This window comes from Imtechella halotolerans (genome assembly GCF_028743515.2).
GTDB lineage: Bacteria > Bacteroidota > Bacteroidia > Flavobacteriales > Flavobacteriaceae > Imtechella > Imtechella halotolerans.
The window spans coordinates 1,484,730-1,509,191 of record NZ_CP117969.2 but is presented as its reverse complement, the minus strand read 5'-3'; the positions used below and the strand labels follow the sequence as shown (position 1 = coordinate 1,509,191).

Here is a 24,462-nt window from a genome sequence, read left to right as displayed (position 1 = left end):
AAAAACTTTTTAAAAAGAATTTATTTATGTAAAAGTATGAATTTAAATCAACTAATTATTAAAGCAACATCACTAAAGGTGATTGTTGAAAGAGTATTGATTTTTTGTTTGTTATTTCAAGGAGTAAGTGCTCAAGGACAGACAAAAAATGAAAAAAACATAACAATAGAGTTTACACAAACCCAATTAAAGCATGTGTTTAGTAGATTAGAGGGGGTGTCGGAATACAACTTTATGTATTCAGACGAGATTGAAAACCATACTACCAAATACTCATTCAAATTTACCAATAAAACAATAGACTATATCCTAAAACAAATTGCAAAGGAAGCGCAATTAGTGTATAAAATTAATGGTAATAATATTTCACTTAGGATGGCCCAGAAACGAAAGCTATCTGGAAAAGTAACCGATTCTAAAACCGGGGAAGTTTTGATTGGAGTGGCCGTTTATATTAAAAATACGACCATTGGAGTATTGACAGATTTTGATGGTAATTATTCTTTGGAGGTTCCAGAGGAAGCAGAAATAAGCTTGTCCTATTTAGGGTATGCGCCAAAAACGACTAAGGTTGGATCCAATAGTTTTCTTAATATTTCTTTAGATTCCGAGAATATTGAACTAGGTGAGGTACTGGTGGTTGGTTACGGGAAGGTGAGCAAGAAAGATATAACAGGTTCAGTTAGTTCAGTAAATATGGAAGATATTGCTAAGGCACCTGTGGTTTCTTTTGATCAGGCTTTAGCAGGTCGTTTAGCCGGGGTTCAGGTATCCTCTATGGAGGACGGACAACCAGGTTCAGAGATGAATATTGTCATTCGTGGTGCCGGTTCCCTAACCCAGAGTACTCAACCATTATATGTTATTGATGGCGTTCCTATGGAAGATCCCATTAATTCGGCATTAAACCCAGACGAAATAGAATCCATCACGGTATTAAAAGATGCTTCCCAGACTGCCATTTATGGAGCCAGAGGAGCAAATGGTGTAATTGTAATTGAAACCAAACAAGGTATTGCAGGTAAGCCCTCTATAAGTTATAAATCATCTGTTGGCTTTGATAATGTTTATAAGACCATTCCAATGATGAGCCCTTATGAGTTTGTGCAGTATGAAATTGAAAGAGATCCTAATTTAGTTAATAACTACCTTTCCAATGAACGTGATTTGAATTATTATAAAAATATATCTGGAATAAATTGGCAAGAGAATTTGTTTAATTCGGGAACCTTATCGAATCACTCCCTTGCAGTGAGGGGAGGAACTAATGATACACAATACTCTATTTCAGGATCCATTACTAATAATGAAGCCATTGTAGTGAATACTGGTTTTAAACGCTATCAAGGGAGATTGAAACTGGATCAACAGATAAGCGAAAAAACCAAAGTGGCAGCCAATATTAATTTTACCAATCAAATAGCCTATGGTCAAATTGTTGGAAGAACCGCTTCTACTACCAATACAGGTATTAATGGATATTTATTGTACTCTGTGTGGGGCTATCGTCCTGTGGCCGGTATTCATGATGACAGCTACGATTTGGAGCAAGAATTAGTGGATGAAGAAGCCTATGAAGAATCTGGGATTTTTACAATTAATCCGGTAGTTAATGCTAAAAATATATTTAGAGAGAATAATATCAAGGTATTAAATACAAGTGGGATTTTAGAGAGTGAATTGTTTGAGAACCTACAATTGAAAATTACAGCGAGCTATAATAACCGTATGGGAAAAAATAGCCAGTTTAATAATAGTAAAACCCTCAGAGGAACTCCTTTAAGACGAAATAATACCGATGGTGTTAATGGCGAAATTTCTCATACTGAAGTGGCTGATTGGACCAATGAAAACACACTTACTTGGCATAAATACTTGAATGGAGGACATTATCTTCAAGCAATGGGAGGGTTTTCTGTTTCTGGAAGAAAGTATTCGACCTATGGATTTAAAGCTACAAACTTGCCTAATGAGGAGTTAGGAATTAATGGCTTGTCTGAAGGAAAATTACGTACCAGTATTGCTTCATCAAGCTCAAGTACATTGGCCTCTTATATGGCACGTGTAAATTACCGCTTTAAATCTACTTATTATGCCACTCTTACTATGAGGGCAGATGGTTCTTCTAAATTTCCTACAGAAAATAAATGGGGGTACTTTCCTTCAGCGGCTGTATCGTGGAAATTTGGAAATGAAAAATTCATGAAAAACATGGATTTTATTTCCAATGGAAGGTTGCGAGCAAGTTACGGGATGACCGGTAATAATCGTGTAAGTGATTTTGCCTATAGATCTTCATTAAGTTTTGATGATTTAAGTGCCTATTCTTTCAATAATGAACCTCATTTAGGACTTGATTTGGCGTTGGGAAATAATAAGTTGAAATGGGAAACTGTCAAGCAATTAGATCTTGGATTGGATGTAGACTTTTTTAACAATAGGGTAAGTTTTGTGGCAGACGTATATCGAAAGCTTACAGATGATATGTTATTAAGAACGAGTATTCCTGGGTCAAGTGGATATTCTAGTGTATATACCAATATCGGTAGTATTGAGAATAAGGGGTTAGAGTTAACTCTTAATACGGTAAACCTTAAAACAACAAATTTTGGTTGGACTACTAGTTTTAATATAAGTTTCAATAAAAACAATATACGAAGTTTAGCCAATGGAGAGATGAGTCGATTTTCATATATATCTTCTTTCTCTACTCGAATGGCGGAGGAGCCTATGTATATTGCTCAAGTTGGGGGTCCGGCAGCTATGTTTTATGGATTAGTGTGGGATGGGAATTACCAATATGAAGATTTTGATCAAATAGGAGATTCTTATATTCTAAAAAATACTGTGGCCTCTAATGGTGATGAGCGTAGTAAAATTCAGCCAGGAGATATAAAATACAAGGATTTAAATGAAGATGGCATTATTGATGCTTTTGACAAAACAATTATAGGGAATCCTACTCCTAAACACACTGGAGGACTTTCAAATGTTTTTAATTATAAAAATCTTACACTAAATGTATTATTCCAATGGTCCTATGGTGCTGATCTATTAAATGCCAATAGGATAATTTTTGAAGGGAATCCTACTAGAGTGGCAAGACTTAATCAATATGCTACATATGCCAATCGTTGGACTCCTGAAAACCAAACCAATGAATTGTACAGAGTAAATGGTGAGGGGCCTGAGGTAATATCATCTCGAACTATTGAAGATGGTTCTTACCTACGACTTAAGACGTTATCATTGGGATATAATTTTCCAGAAGCCTTTACCTCTAAACTTGGGATGCAAAATTTTAATGTGAATTTATCAGCCCAGAACTTAATTACATGGACAAAGTATAGCGGGATGGATCCGGAAGTCTCAGTTCATAATTCAGTACTTACGCCAGGTTTTGACTTTTCAGCCTATCCCCATGCTAGAAGAATTGTATTTGGGGTGAATATGGAATTTTAAATTTAAAACGCATTAACATGAAATTAAAAATAGCAAAATTGTCTGTACTGCTATGGACTTTAGCCATAACACTACAATCGTGTCAAGATTTTTTAGAAACTGACCCTGAAAGTTTTATAGAGCCGGAAAATTATTATAAGACAGAAGAGCAAGTATTTACAGCCTTAGTTGGAGTGTATAATACATTGAGTGATACTAGAGGCGGTAGCCCATTATATGGAGGTGATTATCTACACCAAATGGGAGCTGAAGGGGAGGAAGGGTATTATAGGCATACTCCTCAACGAAATATCGTTGGACAATTTCTGTATAACGCTTCAGTTCCATCTATATCTAATTTTTGGGATCGTTTGTATAGAGGTATTAATGATGCTAATATGTTATTGTCAAAAATAGATGGTGCCGATATGAATGAAAACAACAGGGAGATGTACAGAAGTGAGGCTCTTTTTTTAAGAGGTTATTTTTACTATATGTTGGTTACACATTTCGGTGATGTTCCCTTGGTATTAGAACCGACCTTGACGGCTGAAGATGCTATAAAAGCGGTTCCTCGAACGCCCTCAGCCACCATTTACAAGCAAATTACCTCTGACATGGAAATGGCTTTTAAAAATGTCGAAACTGCTGTACATCATGGACATGGAGGAAGGATAAGTAAATCGACAGTTGCAGGAATTTTGGCTAGGGTTAACTTGCATTGGGCAGGACATCCCAATAATGAAACTTCTCGATATGAAGAGGTGAAAAAATGGGCTTCTGTCGTAATGGACCCAGGCCTTGTAGGTACACAACATGCGCTAAATCCTTCATATGAGCAGGTTTTTATTAATTATGCTCAGGATCTGTATGATATCAGTGAGAGTATTTGGGAGGTAGAATTTTGGGGTAACAGAACGGATCATCCTAGGCAAGCGGGAGGTGTAGGTAACTATAATGGAATCAGAAGTACTTCTGCATCGGGTATAGGTGTATCCAATGGTAACATCAGGGCTACAGCTACATTGTTTTTCATGTATGAGGATAATGATATTCGCAGAGATTGGGCAATAGCTCCTTTTGACTATAAGGATGATGGTACTAAGGAATATCGTACAGACAATGAAACTCAAATATGGGGTCGTTATAGTGGAAAATTTAGACGTGAATATGAAACGGTCTCTCCTAAAACCTCATTTACACCTATCAATTTTCCTTTATTACGGTATTCAGATGTTTTGTTGATGTTTGCTGAAGCTGAAAATTATTTACACGGTCCTACTGAAGCAGCAATCTCTGCGATTAATACAGTTAGAAATAGAGCACAGGCAACGCCATTGGAAGGAACAAACTTGCCTACAAATCAGGACGAATTTTTATTGTTTATTAAGGAAGAGCGTGCTAGAGAATTATGTTTTGAATCTCTAAGAAGAGGGGATCTAATTCGTTGGAATGATTATGTCGAAAGCATAGAAGCTATGGTTTCAACTTATGAGTATAGCACTACGGTAGCAGCAAGTACCAAATCTATTATTGTAAATCTTAGAAATATTGAACCAAAGCATATGCTTTGGCCTATTCCAACTAAAGAATTAATGTTGAATAGTTTGTTAGTCCAAAATAAGGGCTGGTAATCCAAATACACTATATATGAAACGAGTTTTAAACCTATTGTTTGTTTGCTTTTCTATTGCGTTGTACACATCCTGTCAGGATGAGTATGAAATAGAGGAACCCATCTTGTCTATTAGTGGATATACTATTGAAGAAGTGGATACAGGAGAAGGTATTGTTAAAAGAGTAACTTTCAACTTTGAAGAAGAATCGGATATTATTTCATTTTACTCTGGTGAAGAAGGTGCAGAGTTTAAGTATAAAGATGGTAAAGTAGCGAGAATAGAATCTCTAGATTTTTCTTTTATGTCTAGGTGTGGGTTTGGAGATCAGGATCCTCTTTCTCAGTTCTCTGTTGTGGTGTCACCAGATTTCAATGGCACCTATGATCAAGAAAATATTCATTCGGCGACATGGATTGATATTACGGACAGGTTTGATTTCACTAAGCTGAGTGTAACAAATGCTAATTACGATCCTTCGGGCATTGTAAGTCTTCAAGATTTGATGGACACTTATGGATCTTTTCACCTTGCTTTTAGATATATTACCCCCAATCAATATGAAAATGGGGTGTATGCTGCGATTCGATTGCAACAATGGAAGTTGATGAGTGAAACTAATTTATTTGGTCAGGCAGAAGTCAATTTAGATTTAGGACTAGTTGAAATTGGTAATTATAGATCCGGAAGAAATTCAATTTCCAGTTCTACCATTACACTTAGAGGAAATCATGGTAATTTCTCAACCACAAATGAACAGGAAATAGAATGGTTGAAGGCTACTACAGAGGCGTGGGTTATAAGTCAAAAAATAGAAAAAGAAATTGATTTAGGTATAGATACTTCGCTTCCAATAAAAGGTGTTGGAGATCCTAAAATGTTTTCATTTGTTCACGAATATAAAGAACCAGGGGAGTACGAAGTTACTTTTCTAGCAGCAAATGCAAATATTCACAATTACAAGAAAACCTATCAGACCTTAAAAATTACAATCCCCTAATCCATATATTTTAAATTTTTTCAACAAGTACAAATGAGAATTTCAGCTATTAAAGGAAGCAGTTTTTTAGTGTTTTTTTTATTCTTTGTGTTTATTGGTAGGACACAAAATCAACAAAAGATTACCTATTACCCATCTAATCAGTTTACTATGGTGGGTAAAATAATGGATACTCAACAGCCTTTTCATCGTATTGACACCCTTAAGTATACTACCTTATCTAGCCAGGTAAAAACAAGAATGACGCGATCTGCAGGCTTAGCAATTTCATTTAAAACAAATAGTAATGCCATTTATGCTAAGTGGTGTACAACCAGTAAAAGCACATCTGCAGGAATGACTCCTATTGCTTATAGAGGTTTAGATCTGTATGCTAAAGTAGATGGTAAATGGCAGTTTGTTGGAGTTGGGAGACCTAGTGATGGTAAAAATTGTTCTGAGGATAAGATAGTTGCTAATTTAAGTGGTGTTGAGCAGGAGTATTTATTGTATTTGCCTGTATATAGTGAGACTACTAGTCTGGAAATTGGTGTATCTGAAAATGCTTTGATAGTTGCTGGGGAGCAGCCATTTAAAAAAAGAATAGTCGTTTACGGATCCAGTATTGTACAAGGGGCTGGTGCTAGTAGGTCGGGGATGAGTTATCCTGCTCGTATGTCTAGAAATACCGGATTCCATTTTTTTAATCTTGGAATGTCTGGTGTGGCTAGAATGGAAGAGGAAGTAGCAACTATGATATCAGAAATAGATGCGGATATGTTTATCTTAGACTGTATACCTAACAGTTCGCCACGTGAAGTTACCCAGCGCACTCAAAATTTAATAAAAACCATTCGAAAAAGACATAAGGAAGTTCCCATTGTCTTGATGCAAGGAGTGGTAAGAGAAATTGGGTATTTTGATCAAATCACAGGAGAAAAAGTGAAGAAGCAGAATACAAATGCATATGATGAATTTATGAAACTACATAATTCAGGTATGAAGAATATTTATTTCATTTTTTCTGATGATTTTTTGGGAGATGATCATGAAGGCACCGTAGATGGTACTCATCCAAATGATTTAGGATTTGATAGGATGATCAAGAGTATAACACCTCAATTACTTCCTATTATCCAAAAATAGCTAACGGTTTATAGTATATAATTTAACAATTTTGAAATGAAAGTAAATTCTACTAATGGAATTTTTAAGCTAGTTGCCTTGGTTGTGGTACTGCTAGGTTATATGGCAAATGCTCAAGTACGAAAAGAAGTTAAAATTCCGGATTTACCTGGATATAAAACTTTAAAGGGCGATTTCCATGTGCATACCGTGTATTCTGACGGACGTGTATGGCCTGATATTAGAATACAAGAAGCTTGGCATGATGGTCTAGATGTTATTGCACTAACGGATCATATCAATTATAAAGGGCCGGTATTAAAAAAGGCTATGAAATTTGAAGATGAGAACTTACCTCATAAAGATGCAGAAGTAATTGCTGAGCGATTGGGAATAACGCTAATTAGGGGATTGGAAATAAATGAGCCCGGGCAATTGTATGGGCATTTTAATATTCTTTTTTTAAAAGATATAAACGAATTAAAACCTGTACAAGGAGACTTAATTCAAGCTTTTAAAAAAGCCAAAAAACAAGGTGCATTTATTCAGTTAAATCATCCATTGGATGGTCAAGGAAAAGACCCTCATTGGCGCGAGTTTCATCAGAAAATGTTTGATGAGAATTTACTTGATGGACTTGAAATTTTCAATAATAAAATGTTACATAAAAACGCAATTCCTTGGGCAGTAGACCATAACCTTTCAATCACTTCTTCTTCGGATATTCATTATCTCGTTGGACTAAGCCATTATGAATGGCATCGCCCAATGACCTTACTCTTTGCTAAAGAAAATTCGGAAGAGTCTATTAAAGAAGCTCTATTTGAACGAAGATCAGCAGTGTATTACGCAGATACCATAATGGGATATGAAAAACATCTGAAACCATTATTCACAGAATCTGTTCAGGTAATTGAACCTTCAAATATAGTGTATCGAAAGAAGCGTTATACACACCTAAAAAACAAAACTGATCTTCGTTTCGTGCTTGAAAAAGTTCGAGAAGATAAGGGAGTTGAAATGCCGGAAACAATTGTGTTATTGCCTAATCAAACTAATCTTATAGAGATTTCTATTAAAGATATGAAAGCAATAGACAAGAAATCTTTTCATGCAACCTATAAGGTATTGAACTTTAAAACACTTCAAGGAGAGAGTATTGAAATTGAATTCGATTTTAATAAGGATAAAAAGGATGTTGAACTTAGAAGGCCAATAACATTAGACGATAGTGAATAGTGAAAACTGAAAGAAATGAAATCCAGGACCACCTCATTTTTAGGAATTGAATTCTCTAATTATTTTAGTAATAACAATCATATGAAATTTAACGCATTATATAGCATTTCTATAAGTGCTTTATTGTTACTAGGCTGCGCAAAGGAATCAATTAAAGAGGAGGAATCAATTGATGCCAATCAGTCAGAATCCATTTCTGCAAGCGCATCATACTCCACCTCTGGAGAGAAATTAGGTGCTCGTAATTCCTATGAATCCAATGTAAATGATTTTTTTAATACAAGGGGAGCTTTATATCTACAACCTACTGGTATAACCTTTACTAAAAATGCCACCTTAGAAAATAATTTAGAATCCATTAAAGGGTTTAATATTATTTATAATTATACAGGATTTTCTTGGGATTCTACTGACCAAAATACAGAGACCTGGTATCCACAGGGAATTTCAGGCTTTAGATGGGGTGGAAGACGTTATATTGCGGTGGCTTGGTACTCAAAATCTGCTCACGGTAGCCGACTTTCCCTATGTGATGTTACAGACCCTTCCAATGTTAGGTATCGACATATATTATTGGTTAAGAAGTCGGGTGGTGCTTTCTTAGGGACAATTGAAAGTTATAATGGGGTTAGCTACACCCAATATAATGGCTATTCACCAATTTTCGGGCATGCTGGAGGATTGGCCTATTATAATAGAAAATTATACGTAACTAGTGGTAGTACCATAGATGAGTTTGATCTCGATAAAATTGTTGAAGTGACGGGTACAGGCGGTGGAGGGAAAATTGGTTATAGTAGTGAAGATGGGAATATGTATGCCTTTGGATACCAATACATTCTCCCAAGAGTAGCTAGTTATGCTGCCAAAGAAGTTCATAAACCATTATCTGCGATGTCGTTAAGTTTTAACACTAATGGTGATCCTCGTATTAATATTGGAAATTATTACAATTTGAGCTCAACTGTGGGACATGCTTATGTGCACTCGTTTGCCTTACATAGTGACGGAACTATTGATACTGCTGCAGATGTTCGAAAGATTGATCCTGTTGATAACGATGGGAATGCAGTGAATCATATGCAAGGTGTATTTGCAAAGGATGGTATTTTTTATTTTGCTATTTCTGGAAAATCTGAATACTACGACTCCACTTCTAGGTTACTACTTTGGGAGTATGGTACAAATAATGCAAAACGATATCGATTTCCTCATGGTACTGAAGGATTATATTACTCAACGTACTATCACGATATTTGGGGATTAATGGAACATCCTGGACAAAGAGCTGTGTTCGGTGTTCCTTTAAGTACCTATAGTTTTTAATTGGGTAATGGCTAAAGGAGTAATTTAGGTATTGTTTTAAGGGAATTTTGAAGGATACTGATACCATTTTAATCCAACTCAAAGGCTGTAGTATAAGTACAGCCTTTGAGTTTTAAGTGTTTAAAAAATTATTTAGAATTTTTCTAGATAATGTTTTTTGTTTAGAATTCTATAAAATATATTTGCGCATTATTTTAAATGAATCTAAATAAATGAAACTTTTCACACTGATTGCAGTTTGTCTTTTGTCTTTACCTGCGTTATCTCAATCTACTTTAAAAGGAAAAATTACGGATGAGCAACATCAAGGAATACCCGGAGCTACCGTATATATAGAATCACTAAAAAAGGGAACAACCACCGATATTGAAGGGAATTATGAATTGACCATTGATACCGAAGGAAGTTTAGAGGTTACATATAGAATGTTAGGTTACCGAACAAAAAAGCAAAACATAAATTTTGTGGAAGGTAACTCCCTTTGGCAAACCGTGATATTACAGGAGGAATTGAGTGATTTGGATGAAGTAGTGGTATCTGCTAGTCGTAATTCAGAATATCTTTCAGAAATACCTGCTTCTGTTACCGTTGTAAATGAGGCTAAATTGAAGGAGTTATCAAAAGCTACTTCAAATATTAGTGAAATCCTAGAATTTACAGTTCCTGGATTAGCAGCCTCAACCGGTACTTTTTCTAATTGGGGGCAAACTCTCCGAGGTCGTTCACTTTTGGTAATGGTTGATGGGATACCTCAATCTACCCCTTTAAGAAATGGTCAATTGGGTATTAAGTCAATTAATCCAAATGATATCAGTAGTGTAGAGGTTATAAAAGGGGCTACTTCTATTTTTGGAAATGGAGGAAATGGGGGATTTATTAATTATATTACCAAAAAACCACAGGAACAAACGAACATTTCGGGTACAACTGAACTTTGGGGAACTTCTAATTTGGCTAAAACAAAAGATGCTCTTGGTTTTGGGGCATATCAATCATTGCAAGGAAAACTGAATAAGTTTTCATACTATGTAAGTGGTAGTTATGAAAAGACAGGAACCAAGTATGATGCGGATGGCTTGGTATTGTTACCTACCTATGGGCTTGACAATACAGCTATTTACAGTACAATGGCAAAATTACAATACCAAATTTCAGATCGTCAAAAAATTACAGCCTCAGGTAACCTTTATAAAACGGTTCAAAATACTCCTTTTATTCCAGTTCCAGCCAATTTTGAGGTGTTTGATGAAAGCGGCGAATACTCTTTAACTGCTGGGTATGGCATTAAAGGGACCATAGATGGGGAGAAGCCCACTGGAACAACACTTATAAATGGTCAATTACAATATAGTTTAGACGCAATTTTTGATGGTACCACTGATTTTGTGACAGATATGTATTATCAAAATACCGAGAATATTTTCTTTTACTCTGATAAATTTGAGAATGGGGGACAGTCAGTAATAAACGCTGAGAAATTTGGTTTACGACCAAACTTTAGTACCCAATTTAAGTTGGCTAACTCCAATCTTGTTACATTAACTTATGGAATTGACTTACTAAAAGATAAGACTAATCAGGGATTACTTGATGGAAGATTGTGGGTACCCAATATAGATATGTTGAGCTGGGCTCCCTACTTGCAATCTACTATTAAAATAGAGGATATGTGGGTGATAAAATCAGGTTTGCGATATGATGATATGAACTTAAAAATTGATGACTATAATACTCTGCCATATTCGCCTCTAAGTGATGGAAACTTTAACCCATCTGTTGCTGTCACAGGAGGCAAAATTGGTTTCGATAATCTGGCGTTTAATCTAGGCTTACGGTTTATTAAGCATCAAGAGTTTATACCTTACTTCAGTTATTCTCAAGGATTTTCAATAGCTGATTTGGGATCAGTCTTACGTTCGGCAACAGCTGATAATATTAACGATATTCAATTGGAACCAGCGGTTACTAAAAATTATGAGTTTGGATTTTTATCAAAATTTAATCGTTTTAAGTTTGAGGCAGTCGCTTATTATAGTACCTCTAATTTAGGTACAGGTGTAGTTTTTGACGAGCAAATCAATTCTTTTGTGCCTTCAAAACAACCTCAGGATATCTATGGAGCAGAGGTGTCATTAGATTACAAATCTGATAGTAATAAACTTCTACTAGGAACTTCTTATTCCTATGTAGAAGGCACTACACATAGTGCACAAAACGCTAATACATTAACTTACTTGGGAGGGGATGTAATAGCTGCTCCAAAATGGACAGCATATATAACCTGGAAGCCTATTGAGAAATTGACTACCTCACTTCGAATGACTAATGTTGGAGATAGGGACCGTTTCTCACCATATTTAGCAACAAATAACCAATATACGTACAGACACACACAATTCCCAGTGAAAGGATATACCTTACTTAATGGATCTATTGATTATCTACTTCGCTCTGATTTGTCTATTTCATTAGCTGTTAATAATCTACTAAACGAATACTATTTGCCTTCTAGGTCACAATGGGCAGCTCCCTTACTCACTTTTACAGGAGCAGGGGAAGGAACAAATGTAAAAATGAGTGTTCAATATCGTTTTTAATTATAAAGCCATTACAGTTTGCTGTTAATGGCTTTTAATACAACATAACAGTGTCTTTTAGTAAGCTAATACGGAAAATACATCTTTGGTTAGGTGTCACTTGCGGGTTGATAGTATCCTTTTCTGGACTAACCGGTTCTTTGTATGTATGGCAACCGGAAATAACTAGGATGTTAAATTCAGAGATGCTGGTTATAAAGGATGAAAACGCATTAGGCAATAAGGAGATTTTACAAACGACCATATCTTTAATTGAGGTACATAAAGACAGTATTTCTAAAATTGTATTACCCTATAGGGAGCAACAGACCATTTCTATTGAGTTCAAGGGAGGAAGGAAAAATTATTACCATCCTTCCAGTGGAAGCTTATTAGGGGAGAAATCAAATTCAATTGTGTTTTTCGAAACACTATTGCGTCTTCACAGAAGCCTAGGTATACCCGATGTCGGAAAGTATATAGTAGGGGTGAGTGCTTTAGTGTTCTGTTTTATGTTGTTATCCTCAGGAGTATATATTTGGTGGACCATATACGCCAAAAAGCTAAGAAAAGGATTTATATTCAAATGGAAGAGTAAAAAAAGAAAGTTTAATTTTGACATGCATAAGGTTGCAGGAATATACTTTTTTGTTCCCCTTTTTATTATTGCCTTATCAGGAGCCTATTTTACAAATAACTCCTATTATAAATCTATTTTGAGAATTTTTGATGAAAAACCTCAGGTAGAAACTCCTATTGAAAGTATTTCTCATACCAGTGGAATTACTGATTTTTTGAGCACCATTCAGGATGAGTATGATATTTGGGCTATACATTTTCCCACAGTTGATTCTAAGGAATATCGTATTCGTTTTATTGAAGACTCTAGTATACAGTCAGGACTTAGAAAAACAAAAGAGGTTAGAATTACTAATAAGGGACAAGTACGGGTATTGTCTGATTATAAAAGTGAGTCCTTCAGTAATCGGATGGCAGCTCAATTTTATCCCATTCATATTGGCGAGATAGCTGGTATTTTGGGTAGGATTTTGGTTTTTATCTCCGGACTTATACCTCTAATGTTATTTATTACTGGTTTAAAAATATACAAAGCCAAAAGGTTTAAAAAATTTAGAAGTTAATTAATAGAAACAAGTCATTACTATTGATACAAGTGCTTTCTAAAATCCTATCTTGGACGATAGACCAAATCAAGATAAAAATGATATTTTTATAACTTCCTTTGTGGAAAGTTAAGATTTCATGTCAATGGTATTTCTCTATACACCCAAAATTGATAAAGTATGACGACTGCAATTATTTTACTTTATCTGGCTACATTTATAACAGCTGTTATTATTGTTGTTAATACGAACTCAACTAGCAAGGCACTGGCCTATTTACTGTTGATTTTTTTATTCCCTGTAGTAGGCTTGTTTGTTTATTTTTCCATTGGCCGGAATTATAGAGTACATAAATTATATAGTAAAAAGCTAGCCGTAGATAGAGCAGCTTTCCCTGAACTTGAAAGCCAGTTCAAAGCATATTCTGAGGCCGTGGTAAATAGTGTTAAAGGGGCCTTGGGTTGTTTTATTAGTCTAGCTCAGTTTAATAAACCGGATACGATTATTACTGTAAATAATAAGGTTGATCTTTTAATTAATGGTGAGATAAAGTTTCCAGATGTTATTGAAGCTATACGCCATGCTACAAAATTTATTCATATTGAATATTATATTTTTGAAGATGATACCATCGGAAATAGTATAGGTGAACTTTTAAAACAAAAAGCTCAAGAAGGGGTTAAGGTTCGTTTTATTTATGATGATTTTGGAAGCAAATCCATTCGAAAATCCTTTATAGATGATTTACGGGAGCATGGGGTAGAGGCATTTCCCTTCTATAAAATAAAGCTATTATTTTTTGCCAATAGAATGAATCATCGTAATCATAGAAAAATCATTATTATAGATGGTATAATTGGTTATGTTGGAGGGATTAATGTATCAGATAAATACTGTAATCCAAATAGCTATAACTTGTATTGGCGTGATACACATATTAAGCTTACTGGCTCATCGGTATTATCACTACAGCGTGTATTCTTATCAGATTGGAACTTCTGTGCTAAACAGAATTTACAGGTTACTAAAGAATTATTTCCAATTGAATATACTTTTGACGATAGCCATAAACAAGTTGCTCAAATAATAAGTAGTGGTCCCGACTCTGATTTTCCAAATATAATGTACGCAATGACTCAGGCTATATTGCTGTCTAAAAGTGAGGTACTAATTACTACTCCTTATTTTGTGCCTGAGACTTCTTTTTTAAATGCAATAAAAATTGCTCGCTTAAGTGGAGTTGATATAAAATTACTTGTTCCCGGAGTATCTGATTCTATTTTAGTGAATACCACATCTAGTTCTTATTACCAGGAACTATTATCACTTGGAGTAGAAATTTACACCTATCAGAAAGGATTTGTACATGCCAAAACAATGGTGTGTGATAGTTTTGTCTCTACTGTTGGAACAACTAACCTGGATGAGCGTAGTTTTAATCTGAATTTTGAAATTAATGCATTTGTTTATGATAAGACATTTGCAAATGAATTACGTGCAACTTTTTATAGGGATATAGAAGATGCTGTTAAATTGAATTTGGAGGACTGGAATAATAGACCGTACCATATTCGTTTTTTTGAACGTGTTATGAGGTTGTTTTCAGGATTAATGTAGTTTGAATGATAGTATTCTTGCTGTTTGAGAGCTAATTTAAGGAAGATAAGAAGTGCGATATTCTCAATAATAGAAAGTACTGACATTTCTAAAGGCACTTATTTTTTAATTAGTAGATGTGTACCGTTTGTGTATCAGTTAATTGCTTAAAATGCGATAAAAAAAGTTTTTATTTTATTGTATTAATAAAAAAGCTCATTATATTTGCACCGCTTTTAAAGTAAAGCATTGCAGAATGTAAGTTCTATATCAGTTTGAGTTTGTTTTGAAATTAAAAACATTTCATTTGATATTTTAGATATAATGATTGTTACAAAAATTGTAATAATGTCCTTATGGAAGGTCGCGTAGCTCAGCTGGATAGAGCATCTGCCTTCTAAGCAGACGGTCAGAGGTTCGAATCCTCTCGCGATCACGGAAAGCTTCACTAGAAATGGTGGAGCTTTTTTGTTGTGTGCCGTGCATGGTAACTAACTAGGTAGTGAAAGCGGATCAAGACTAAATGTTGTGTTTACGCAAATATTTTGGTCAATCTATATAGGAAGAATTCTATGTTTCTAACCACTCTGAATTGACTTCTAAAAGCTTTTATTTTAGCATTGAATGATTTAGCGGAAGCGTTTGTGCTTCTGTTTATAAAATAATTCAGGATGGATCTGTAATTAGCTGTTATGGTGTTTGCAATGGTATTGAATGCCCTAAAACCTGTATTTTCTACATCTTTGTGCCAATGCGCCATTTTAGTATATGCGGTCTCGACAGAGGTTGCTGTATTGAATATGTTTCTATGTCCTTGAATAAGATTAAAGGCTATTTTTATATCAGGATATTGATTGAACAATATCTTACTTCTTTCGTGTTGATTCTCCGTCCAATTATTTGGATCTTTGTATAGTAGATACCTACTTCTAGCTAATAATTGCTTTCTAGTATCCCCATTGTTGAATTCTTCTGGAACAAATGATTTGTTCTTTGCCCTAGCTTGTTTTATGAGTTCATTTTCTAAGTCTATTGCCTCCCATCTGTGTTTGATCCGGATGTCCTGAAGGGCTTCCAGTGCCAATTTCTGTACATGGAAGCGATCGGTGACCTGTATTGCTTTAGGGAAGCATTTTTTAACAATGATCTTCATGGAGTTGGCCATATCTAGAGTGACTTCCCTGACCTTGCTTCTTTCCTTAGCCGATATCTTCAGAAGTTGTTCTATTATAGGTTCTACCTTAGTCCCTGAGAATATACCCACTATAGCTCCCTTCTTGCCTTTTGCCTTTTTTGTTAGTGATAATCGTATAGAGTTCTCCCTTGGAGAGTGCCGTTTCATCAATGGAAAGATATGACCCGATGTTTTCAGGGAATAGGAGCCATTCTTTAGCATGTTTCTTTTGCTTCCAATCTTTAAAATCACTTAGATAATCCTTGTATTGGCGCTGGAGTTTCTTCCCGTTAACCCCATAGAAATAGCCTATAGTGTGGCAGTCCGAGGCCTTAGTATTGACCAAGTACTTTTAAAAAAGCAGCGAACTCGACGGTCATCCGCGTTCCCTGTGCTACCAGATCCCAATCTCTTTGTACTATTTCATTAGTGCTCTTGTCAAGCCAACGACGACGCTTGATATGGAGAAAGACTGTCTTACCTCGCAATGGAAAGTCTTGAATTACTATCTCTTTATGAAAACCATGAGCTATTAAAATACGATGTTTTTCTTCTTTAGGGGTGTCTTTCTTTTCTTCAAAATATAAATGAAGTGTACCATCCTCTGTCTTATGAGAAACCAGGTCAAAGTGAGTAAGTAATACTTCTGGTAAAATAAACTTTAATAGGTCTAATGATAATTCCAATGTCGATCAATTTTTTTACAAAGATTACACTCTTAAGTTAAAGTCACACACAACTTTTGAGATTGAGCCGAAGTTTTTTTCATTATTTTTATATGAACAATATAATCTTACTTTTATAAGTAAGATTATTATTAACTTTGTGATGGTTATATGTATTTTTATATCATAGTAACTAATGGATATTTAACTTCAAACTAATTTAAAATTGAATAAAATGAAGAAATCATACATAGTATTGTTTGCGATTTTTGTCAATTCAGTGTTTTTCTCATGCACACAACCCTCTTTAGGTGATGAAGATGTCATTCAAACTGAAATTGCAGAATGTTGTGATGAAGATGGTGAAATTTTACCACCTCCACCTCCACCTCCACCACCTAAAACCACAACTGGATCTGGTGATTAATGTCATTAAGAAATAATATTGTTACTATTTCAGAGGAATGAAAAAACATTAAGTTTCATTCCTCTTTTTTGTGTTAAATTTTGTTCTTTGTTCACTGCAAGTCAATTTTATTTCTGCTCAACTAAAGGCGGATAGTTTTCACTATTATTATGAGGTTATTTCTAATCTAAAATCGAATGCTGATTTAGCTAGTAATCTAGATAGTTTAACTAGTGCAAGGATATTGAGTAATTTGGGTAATGTTAAATCAATTCTTGATTTACCCGATGCTTTAGAGAATTTGGAAAGGGCAAAACAGATCAAGGAAGATTTAAATTATACCTCGGGTATATTAACCAGTTACCATCATTTAATTGAATACTATAAAAAAAGGAATCAAAAAAAGATGGCCTTAGATTATGCTAATAAAGGACTTGAATTGGCACGGTTAAGTAATAATAGTATTTATTTAGAAAGCGCATTGTCCAATTTGATGGAATTAAATGATTCTCCAGAAGTAATTGAGTTTGTCAGTTTAAAGGATAGTTTAGAAAGTGCTAACCAAAAGGCTAGAGATAATTTTGCCTACTATAGATATCAATTTTCTGAAAACGAAAGATTATTCAAAGAGAGTGAGTTAAAAAGAGAAAGGCTACTAGTAATCGTAATTTTAATTGTGTTTTCTTCAGTTTTAATTGTACTAGTACTTAGGTCGAAGTATAAAAATGAAAAACTAGCTGGAATATATAAAACAGAGGCAAGAATTTCAAAAAAAATTCATGACGAGATCGCAAATGATATCTATTATGTGATGTCTAAAATACAATCCAATAACTACAATGTATTGGATAGTCTGGAAAGTATTTATAATAAGACGAGAGACATTTCTAGGGAAAATGGTGTGATTGATTTCAAGGGAGATTTTAAGGAACAACTAAATGATATGCTTTTAAGCTTCATGAATGAAAAGGTCACCATATTAACAACTAACATTAATAATATTAATTGGAGTCAATTATCCGAAGTTAAAAAAACAACAATCTATAGAGTTCTTCAAGAGCTTATGGTAAATATGAAAAAGCACAGTGATGCGACATTTGTAATTTTGAAATTTCATCATGAAGCTGGGAGTATTTTTATAGTGTATTCTGATAATGGTAAAGGGTGTAACTTAGATAAAAAAGGAGGGCTGGTAAATGTTGAATACCGAGTGAAAACTATAAATGGGACAGTAAGTTTTGACTCTAAACCTAATAATGGATTTCATGTAAAGATGTATGTATGATTTTTCTGTTATATTACTAATTTAATTAATTTACAAAAAGTTTATTAAGCTATAGGTTATCTTCCATTTGTATTATTTTTTTAATTTTATAGGCATTAACTTACATATCCTAGAAGTAAATATTCCTATATAGTCATGAGGAATACCGCTAAAGAGGTGCTCAAACTGAATTTAGCTAGGTAATGGTGAAACTAAACTATAATGCATAATATCTTGTTTTTGGACATTGAAGTCAATCCTAAAACTAATAAAATCGATTATGGAGCAACTTTTCAGGGACAAGAACTTCATGAACGAAATGGTGTTAAGTTAGCACAATGGATTAGCGAGGCTAAGTATATATGTGGTCATAATATTATCAAACATGATATCCCTATTTTAAAAGATAAGTTTGGAGATGCATTATTTGAAGGTAAGAAGGTTTTAGATACCTTGTTGTGGTCACCGATTTTATTTGTAAAAAGACCAAATCATAAGCTTATAAAGGGGTATCGAATAGTAAACGAATCAGAAGTTAATAATCCTCTTTCTGACTGTAAATTAACTGAAAATTATTTAGTTAAAGAATTAAATAGATTTAATGAGTTAAGTGCTGAAGAACAGAGTGTTTACTATAGTTTACTCAGGGATAATCCTAGTTTTAATACACTTTTTGAACTGGCTCAATTTGATGAATCAAAATTTTTAGATGTTCATGTTGGAAAATTAATTGGAGAGCTTATATGCTCAACAGTAAACTTAGATTATTATGTAAAGCAATTTCCTATTGGACTTGCCTATGTTTTTACTTTATTAAAACTTGGAGATAATGATGCAGTTCTACCTCCATGGGTAAAATATGAATATCCTGAATCTGAAAAAATACTTAATGAGATACGATTTGAGTCATGTAATCGTATTGAGTGTCAATACTGTTCAAACAAGTTAAACCCAAGAAAGGCTCTTTTTGAATACTTCAGCTACTCAAATTTTAGAAAATTTGAAGATGGACGAACTATTAGTTTACAAGAGGAAGCGGTGATGGCTAGTTTGCAAAAGAAATCGTTCGTTGCAGTCTTTCCTACAGGAGGTGGCAAATCGCTTACCTTTCAATTACCGGCACTTATGAGGGGTGCGTCTACAAAACATCTGACAATCGTTATTTCTCCACTTATCTCTCTTATGAAAGATCAGGTGGATAATCTCAGAGATCGGTTTGGTATAACAAAAGCAGTGGCTATAAATGGATTGCTGTCACCTCTTGAACGTCAAGAAGCATTTGAAATGGTATCAGATGGGAGAGTAGATTTATTGTATTTATCTCCTGAATCTTTAAGATCCCCCTCTATATTTAATTTGATACTAACACGTACAATCGGTCGAATTGTAATTGATGAAGCACACTGCTTTTCTAGTTGGGGTCAAGATTTTAGGGTTGATTATCTGTTTATTGCTGACTTTATAAAAAAAGTAGAGAAGGAAAAGAATACTCCTCGAATACCTGTATCTTGTTTTACGGCTACAGCAAAACGGCAGGTGATTAAGGATATTAAATTCTATTTTGAAGATCGTTTGGGATTGGAGCTGGATGAGTTTATAACTAATAAGGGTAGGACAAACCTTTCTTATGAGGTGGTCAATGTAGAAGACCCGACAAGAAAAATGAGCTATTTATTGGGAATCCTCAAAGATTGCGAAAAACCAACAATTATATATGCATCCCGAACCAAGCGTGTGGAGGAGGTTTGTTCATTGGTAAAAGAAGCTGGTTTTAATGCTACTTATTTTCATGGGAAGTTAGACAAAGAAACTAAGAAAACTAACATGGATGCATTTATGACTGAGCAGTATGAAATTATTGTTGCTACTTCTGCTTTTGGAATGGGAGTAGATAAGGACAATGTTAAAACTGTGATACACTATAATATTTCAGATTCACTGGAAAATTATGTTCAGGAAGCTGGTAGAGCTGGTAGAGATGAAAGAATTAATGGGAAATGTTATATACTTTATAGTGAAGAAGATTTAAATAGACATTTTAGCCTGTTACAGCAATCAAAACTTAATCATAAGGAGATTAAAGATATATGGAGAGCTATAAAGGGTCAAGCAAAGTTTAGAGATAAAATTAGTCAATCTGCTTTAGAGATTGCTAAGAATTCAGGGTGGGATGCGGAGATGTTGGATTTAGAGACAAAAGTAAAAACAGCCATCTCTGCATTGGAAGATCAAGGTTTTTTAGTAAGGTCTTTGAATACGCCTAGAGTATTCGCTGATAGCCTTTTGGTCAAGAGTTTTGGAACTGGACAAGAAATTCTTCTAAATAGTCAAAAGATTAGTGATCAGGACAAAAAGGATTGTGCTGTCGTTTTGAAAAGGATTATTACCGATGGAGAAACTAGGGTAGATTATCTGTCTGATATAACTACATTGAACTCAAAAAGAATACAGGATGTGATTCGCATGCTTAGAGATCATTCGATTTTAGGAGATGCTAAAGATTTAACGGCATTTTTAAATCTGGTTCAATCTAAAAATGGATCACGCAAAATATTAGAGTCTTTTATCAAAGTAGAGAGAGGAATACTTAACAATATTAGTTCAAAAAAACTAGTTATTCCTTTAAGAGAACTGAATCAAAGGTTAATTGATTGTGGTGTAGTTGAGTCTGGTGTGGAGTATATAAGAACTCTTTTATCTTATTGGGATAAAAGAAGGTTTGTTAAGAAAGGCAGGAAAGATAGGGAAAAGGATATTTATGAGATAGAGTTTCTTAAATATGAAGAACTACTAGAAGATTTTAAATGGCGACATAATTTAACACTGAGTACATTTCAATTTTTGGAAAATTTAGCCATACGTAGTAAAGAGCATCAAGATAAAAAAGATGAAGTTCCTGTTTCTTTTTCATTACTTGAATTAAAAAATTCTAACCAATTAATGGGGAGTTTAATTGAAGAAAATACTAAGAAATATGAAACCTGCTTGTTGTACCTTAATGATATTAAGGCAATTAGTTTGGAAGGAGGCTTTATGATAACGTATAATAAGTTTAATATTTTAGATGTCGATAAAAATAGAAGGGTGTTCACTGCTGAGAACTATAGTAAACTAAAAGAGTTTTACCTCCATAGAACTGAGTCAATTCATATCGTTGGAGAATATGCTAAGAAATGTGTTCAAAATTATGAGTCTGCACTTACATACGTTAATGACTACTTCACCCTGGATTATGACGAGTTTTTAGCAAGGTATTTTCCAAGGAAGAAAAGAGAAATTCAACGATCAATTACCCCTAAACGTTTTATGGAGATAATTGGAGATTTAGATACAGAACAGACAAATGTGATAGAAGATAATAAATCAGATAACATCTTAGTCTATGCGGGTCCTGGCAGTGGTAAAACAAAAGTGTTGGTTCACAAAATAGCGAGCTTACTTTTAATTGAAGATATAAAGCCTGAACAATTTATGATGCTTACTTTTTCAAAGGCGGCTTCTTTGGAGTTTAAGTATCGGGTTAGGGATCTGGTACCAGAATACTCAGGGCTTATAAAGATTACCACTTTCCATGGTTTTTGTTTCCAATTGTTAGGCCAATTAGGGGATCTTATTAAATCTCAAAATATAATTCAGGATTGTATAAAGGCAATTAAAGATGGAGAAATCGACATTTCATCCATTGAAAATAAAAGTATTTTAATGTTTGATGAGTTTCAGGATATTAATCAAGAAGAATGGGAATTAATTGAGTTGATTATAGAAAAAGCTGATAATCCAAGAGTTATTGCAGTTGGAGATGATGATCAGAACATATATGAATTTAGAGGCTCTTCAAATGCTTTTATGAGTAAGTTCAGAAGTAAATATGGTGCTACCTTGTATACCCTGCCTAAAAACTATAGGAGTTATTCTGAAATTGTAGAATTTAATAATTATGTGCTAAAATATCTTACTAATAGGTTGAAAACTCAAAGGTTAATTGCTGGTCAAAATAAAGGGGAAGGAAGTGTCCATATTATTAAATATAATGGAAGAAATTTAGAGAAACCATTAGTTGAATATGTGAAAAGTAATCTTTTATCAGGGACCAAAGCAGTACTAGCCCGAACAAATATTCAGGCTTTACAAGTTAGTTCAATGTTAAAATCGGTGGGGTATAAGGTGAAGTTGATGGCAGGTTTTGATGGGTTTCGAATTTCTGATTTGTATGAAATTAGGTGCTTTGATCAAAAATTAAGAAGTGAGGTTGGTGAATCAGGAATTATTCTAGAAGCATCATGGGAATTGGTATTTGAATGGTTCAGAAATAATTTTAGACAAAGTATCCATTTTGACACCTGCTTGGCATTGATTAAAAAATTTGATTTATCATATCCTGATAAAAAGCTTTTAATGGAATGGAGAGATTTTTGTAGAGAAATTAATATGGAAGATGCTATTAAACCGGATTCTGAAAGCATTGTGGTATCAACTATGCACAAGTCAAAAGGTAAAGAATATGACCATGTACTTATGTTATTAGAAAATTATGATTATTCGACAGATGAATCGAGAAGATTGTTATATGTGGCCAGTACAAGGGCTAAGAAAACCTTACATATTCATACTAATAGTAGTTTTTATGATCAATTTGAATCAAAGAAAATCATGAAAAGCATCTACTCCGGAGAGTTGAGTGAGCCCATGGAGTATGAGATAATTTTGAGTCATAAAGATATAAATCTAAGTAATTTTAAATATCATAAATCACAATCAATTTTAAAGACAATTAAAACTGGCGATAATCTTGAAAAGAGTAATAGGTATAGTAATGGTAATGAGGTCCTTGGATTGGGGGTGAAATCAAATGAATGCCTGTTTCTGTTTTCAAGGAGGTTCATTTCAGAGCATTTTGAACCAATGCAAAAAAAGGGGTATGATATAAAAGAAGCTAACGCCGAATACATTTTATATTGGTATGATAAAAATGATGACAAGGAGTACCAGATTGTTTTGCCTAAATTAAAAATGGATAAAGTCAAATAAATTTTTCAATAATCAGTTTTAAAATTATTTTAAGGCAACAGTCAGACTAAGTTATGACCAATAAATATTTGGGAAGATCAAACCGCAAATACTTTATTTTATTTACTTTGAGAGATAGTGTCACATTGCTATTCAACTAATTTCATCATCATTTTACGGCCATTGACCTCAATTTCTTGCTTCCATAGGTTTCTGTTTTCTTTATCTATAAAATAGGTACTTGAACTATTTTTATTCTGTACAATTTCATTAGAAACCCATACCACCCATACATTTCTTATGCCGTTTTTCTCTGTTTGATACGAACCACTTGAAACATTCTTTATAGAAGCCTTGATTATTCCATTGCCTCTTGAAGGATTAAAATCATAAATAGAAATATTCTGTTTGTAATCATTTTCAAGAGGTAGCCAACATACTAAAAATGGGTAAAGATTACTATCAAAATAACCATTTTTTGGTTTGTCATTCACTATTGTTCTATTATGGTTGGTTTTGTCATTATAATACCCAGTAATAGTCTTTCCAAAATTCAATATAATATCCCTTTGGAAATTATGGGACGTATGTCTGATTGGTTTTAGAGTCTTTAAGTTTGCAACGGTTGAATCTGTCCATGGAGTGTTCATATTTTTCATATTGACCTGAGTCACCACTATCAGCTGTTTATTGGCTTTAACTATTTGGGTTGTAACTATTCCAATTTCATGTTTGGCCGAGTCATTAACTGTATACCATTTCATTTGATAGCTTGTGCTTTTAATCCATTTTTTTTCAAAAGAATTTTTGGAAGGCATAAGGATCGATTGCGCATTGACTGTTAAAGATGTAATGGTCAAAATACTGATAATGAAGTGCTTCATGAAGATAGATTGATTAGAACTCACAATGAGGTTATATACT

Annotated in this window: 15 protein-coding genes and 1 tRNA gene; 13 read left to right on the top strand and 3 right to left on the bottom strand. The window is 34.0% G+C overall.

The window, feature by feature from the left end; genetic code table 11:
- The first annotated feature begins 36 nt into the window (after positions 1-36).
- The 10 genes from PT603_RS06795 (at position 37) to PT603_RS06750 (ending at position 15,458) form a co-directional block, all read left to right on the top strand.
- Entirely contained in the window at positions 37-3,462 is a 3,426-nt protein-coding gene (locus PT603_RS06795; RefSeq protein WP_008240339.1) for a SusC/RagA family TonB-linked outer membrane protein, read from the top strand.
- 17 nt (positions 3,463-3,479) lie between these two features.
- A complete protein-coding gene (locus tag PT603_RS06790; protein ID WP_008240337.1) occupies positions 3,480-5,075 on the top strand; it encodes a RagB/SusD family nutrient uptake outer membrane protein in 1,596 nt (531 codons plus the stop codon).
- A 16-nt stretch (positions 5,076-5,091) separates the two neighbouring features.
- Positions 5,092-6,057: a DUF5017 domain-containing protein gene (locus PT603_RS06785; protein ID WP_008240334.1), complete on the top strand. Its 966-nt coding sequence runs from the start codon at positions 5,092-5,094 to the stop codon at positions 6,055-6,057.
- Positions 6,058-6,090: 33 nt separating this feature from the next.
- Positions 6,091-7,182, top strand: a complete 1,092-nt coding sequence (locus tag PT603_RS06780) for an SGNH/GDSL hydrolase family protein (protein ID WP_008240330.1) — start codon at positions 6,091-6,093, stop codon at positions 7,180-7,182.
- Positions 7,183-7,218: 36 nt separating this feature from the next.
- Positions 7,219-8,400: an Sb-PDE family phosphodiesterase gene (locus tag PT603_RS06775; protein WP_008240329.1), complete on the top strand. Its 1,182-nt coding sequence runs from the start codon at positions 7,219-7,221 to the stop codon at positions 8,398-8,400.
- Between the two features lie 15 nt (positions 8,401-8,415).
- A complete protein-coding gene (locus tag PT603_RS06770) occupies positions 8,416-9,726 on the top strand; it encodes a hypothetical protein (RefSeq protein WP_008240327.1) in 1,311 nt (436 codons plus the stop codon).
- Positions 9,727-9,938: 212 nt separating this feature from the next.
- Positions 9,939-12,323, top strand: a complete 2,385-nt coding sequence (locus tag PT603_RS06765) for a TonB-dependent receptor (protein ID WP_008240326.1) — start codon at positions 9,939-9,941, stop codon at positions 12,321-12,323.
- Positions 12,324-12,373: 50 nt separating this feature from the next.
- Positions 12,374-13,444: a PepSY-associated TM helix domain-containing protein gene (locus tag PT603_RS06760; RefSeq protein WP_081483496.1), complete on the top strand. Its 1,071-nt coding sequence runs from the start codon at positions 12,374-12,376 to the stop codon at positions 13,442-13,444.
- A 162-nt stretch (positions 13,445-13,606) separates the two neighbouring features.
- A complete protein-coding gene (gene cls / locus PT603_RS06755) occupies positions 13,607-15,043 on the top strand; it encodes a cardiolipin synthase (RefSeq protein WP_008240320.1) in 1,437 nt (478 codons plus the stop codon).
- Between the two features lie 341 nt (positions 15,044-15,384).
- Positions 15,385-15,458: transfer RNA gene (locus PT603_RS06750), tRNA-Arg, on the top strand.
- A gap of 96 nt (positions 15,459-15,554) precedes the next feature.
- On the opposite strand, the gene PT603_RS06745 is transcribed toward PT603_RS06750, so the two are convergent.
- Positions 15,555-16,364 carry an ISAon1 family transposase gene (locus PT603_RS06745; protein ID WP_444875139.1) on the bottom strand — a complete coding sequence of 270 codons (810 nt, stop codon included), beginning with the start codon at positions 16,362-16,364 and terminating at the stop codon, positions 15,555-15,557.
- 164 nt (positions 16,365-16,528) lie between these two features.
- Positions 16,529-16,882: an ISAon1 family transposase N-terminal region protein gene (locus PT603_RS06740; RefSeq protein WP_008240787.1), complete on the bottom strand. Its 354-nt coding sequence runs from the start codon at positions 16,880-16,882 to the stop codon at positions 16,529-16,531.
- A gap of 214 nt (positions 16,883-17,096) precedes the next feature.
- On the opposite strand from PT603_RS06740, the gene PT603_RS06735 reads away from it, so the two are divergent.
- The 3 genes from PT603_RS06735 (at position 17,097) to PT603_RS06725 (ending at position 23,559) form a co-directional block, all read left to right on the top strand.
- The gene (locus tag PT603_RS06735) at positions 17,097-17,288 is read left to right on the top strand and encodes a hypothetical protein (RefSeq protein ID WP_008240786.1); all 192 of its coding nucleotides are present in this window, start codon (positions 17,097-17,099) and stop codon (positions 17,286-17,288) included.
- A gap of 70 nt (positions 17,289-17,358) precedes the next feature.
- Complete coding sequence (locus tag PT603_RS06730) at positions 17,359-18,552, top strand: ATP-binding protein (RefSeq protein ID WP_008240784.1); 1,194 nt, start codon at positions 17,359-17,361, stop codon at positions 18,550-18,552.
- A 201-nt stretch (positions 18,553-18,753) separates the two neighbouring features.
- On the top strand, positions 18,754-23,559 hold the full coding sequence (locus PT603_RS06725; protein WP_008240781.1) for a RecQ family ATP-dependent DNA helicase: 4,806 nt from the start codon (positions 18,754-18,756) through the stop codon (positions 23,557-23,559).
- A 128-nt stretch (positions 23,560-23,687) separates the two neighbouring features.
- Here PT603_RS06725 and PT603_RS06720 read toward each other — a convergent pair whose 3' ends face one another.
- Entirely contained in the window at positions 23,688-24,422 is a 735-nt protein-coding gene (locus PT603_RS06720) for a DUF3108 domain-containing protein (RefSeq protein ID WP_008240778.1), read from the bottom strand.
- Positions 24,423-24,462 lie beyond the last annotated feature (40 nt).

Bases quoted from the DNA above. Each gene is read 5' to 3' on its own strand.
- PT603_RS06795 (WP_008240339.1), top strand. From the start codon at position 37: ATGAATTTAAATCAACTAATTATTAAAGCAACATCACTAAAGGTGATT.
- PT603_RS06790 (WP_008240337.1), top strand. From the start codon at position 3,480: ATGAAATTAAAAATAGCAAAATTGTCTGTACTGCTATGGACTTTAGCC.
- PT603_RS06785 (WP_008240334.1), top strand. From the start codon at position 5,092: ATGAAACGAGTTTTAAACCTATTGTTTGTTTGCTTTTCTATTGCGTTG.
- PT603_RS06780 (WP_008240330.1), top strand. From the start codon at position 6,091: ATGAGAATTTCAGCTATTAAAGGAAGCAGTTTTTTAGTGTTTTTTTTA.
- PT603_RS06775 (WP_008240329.1), top strand. From the start codon at position 7,219: ATGAAAGTAAATTCTACTAATGGAATTTTTAAGCTAGTTGCCTTGGTT.
- PT603_RS06770 (WP_008240327.1), top strand. From the start codon at position 8,416: ATGAAATCCAGGACCACCTCATTTTTAGGAATTGAATTCTCTAATTAT.
- PT603_RS06765 (WP_008240326.1), top strand. From the start codon at position 9,939: ATGAAACTTTTCACACTGATTGCAGTTTGTCTTTTGTCTTTACCTGCG.
- cls (WP_008240320.1), top strand. From the start codon at position 13,607: ATGACGACTGCAATTATTTTACTTTATCTGGCTACATTTATAACAGCT.
- PT603_RS06745 (WP_444875139.1), bottom strand. From the start codon at position 16,364: ATGAAACGGCACTCTCCAAGGGAGAACTCTATACGATTATCACTAACA.
- PT603_RS06735 (WP_008240786.1), top strand. From the start codon at position 17,097: ATGAAGAAATCATACATAGTATTGTTTGCGATTTTTGTCAATTCAGTG.
- PT603_RS06725 (WP_008240781.1), top strand. From the start codon at position 18,754: ATGCATAATATCTTGTTTTTGGACATTGAAGTCAATCCTAAAACTAAT.
- PT603_RS06720 (WP_008240778.1), bottom strand. From the start codon at position 24,422: ATGAAGCACTTCATTATCAGTATTTTGACCATTACATCTTTAACAGTC.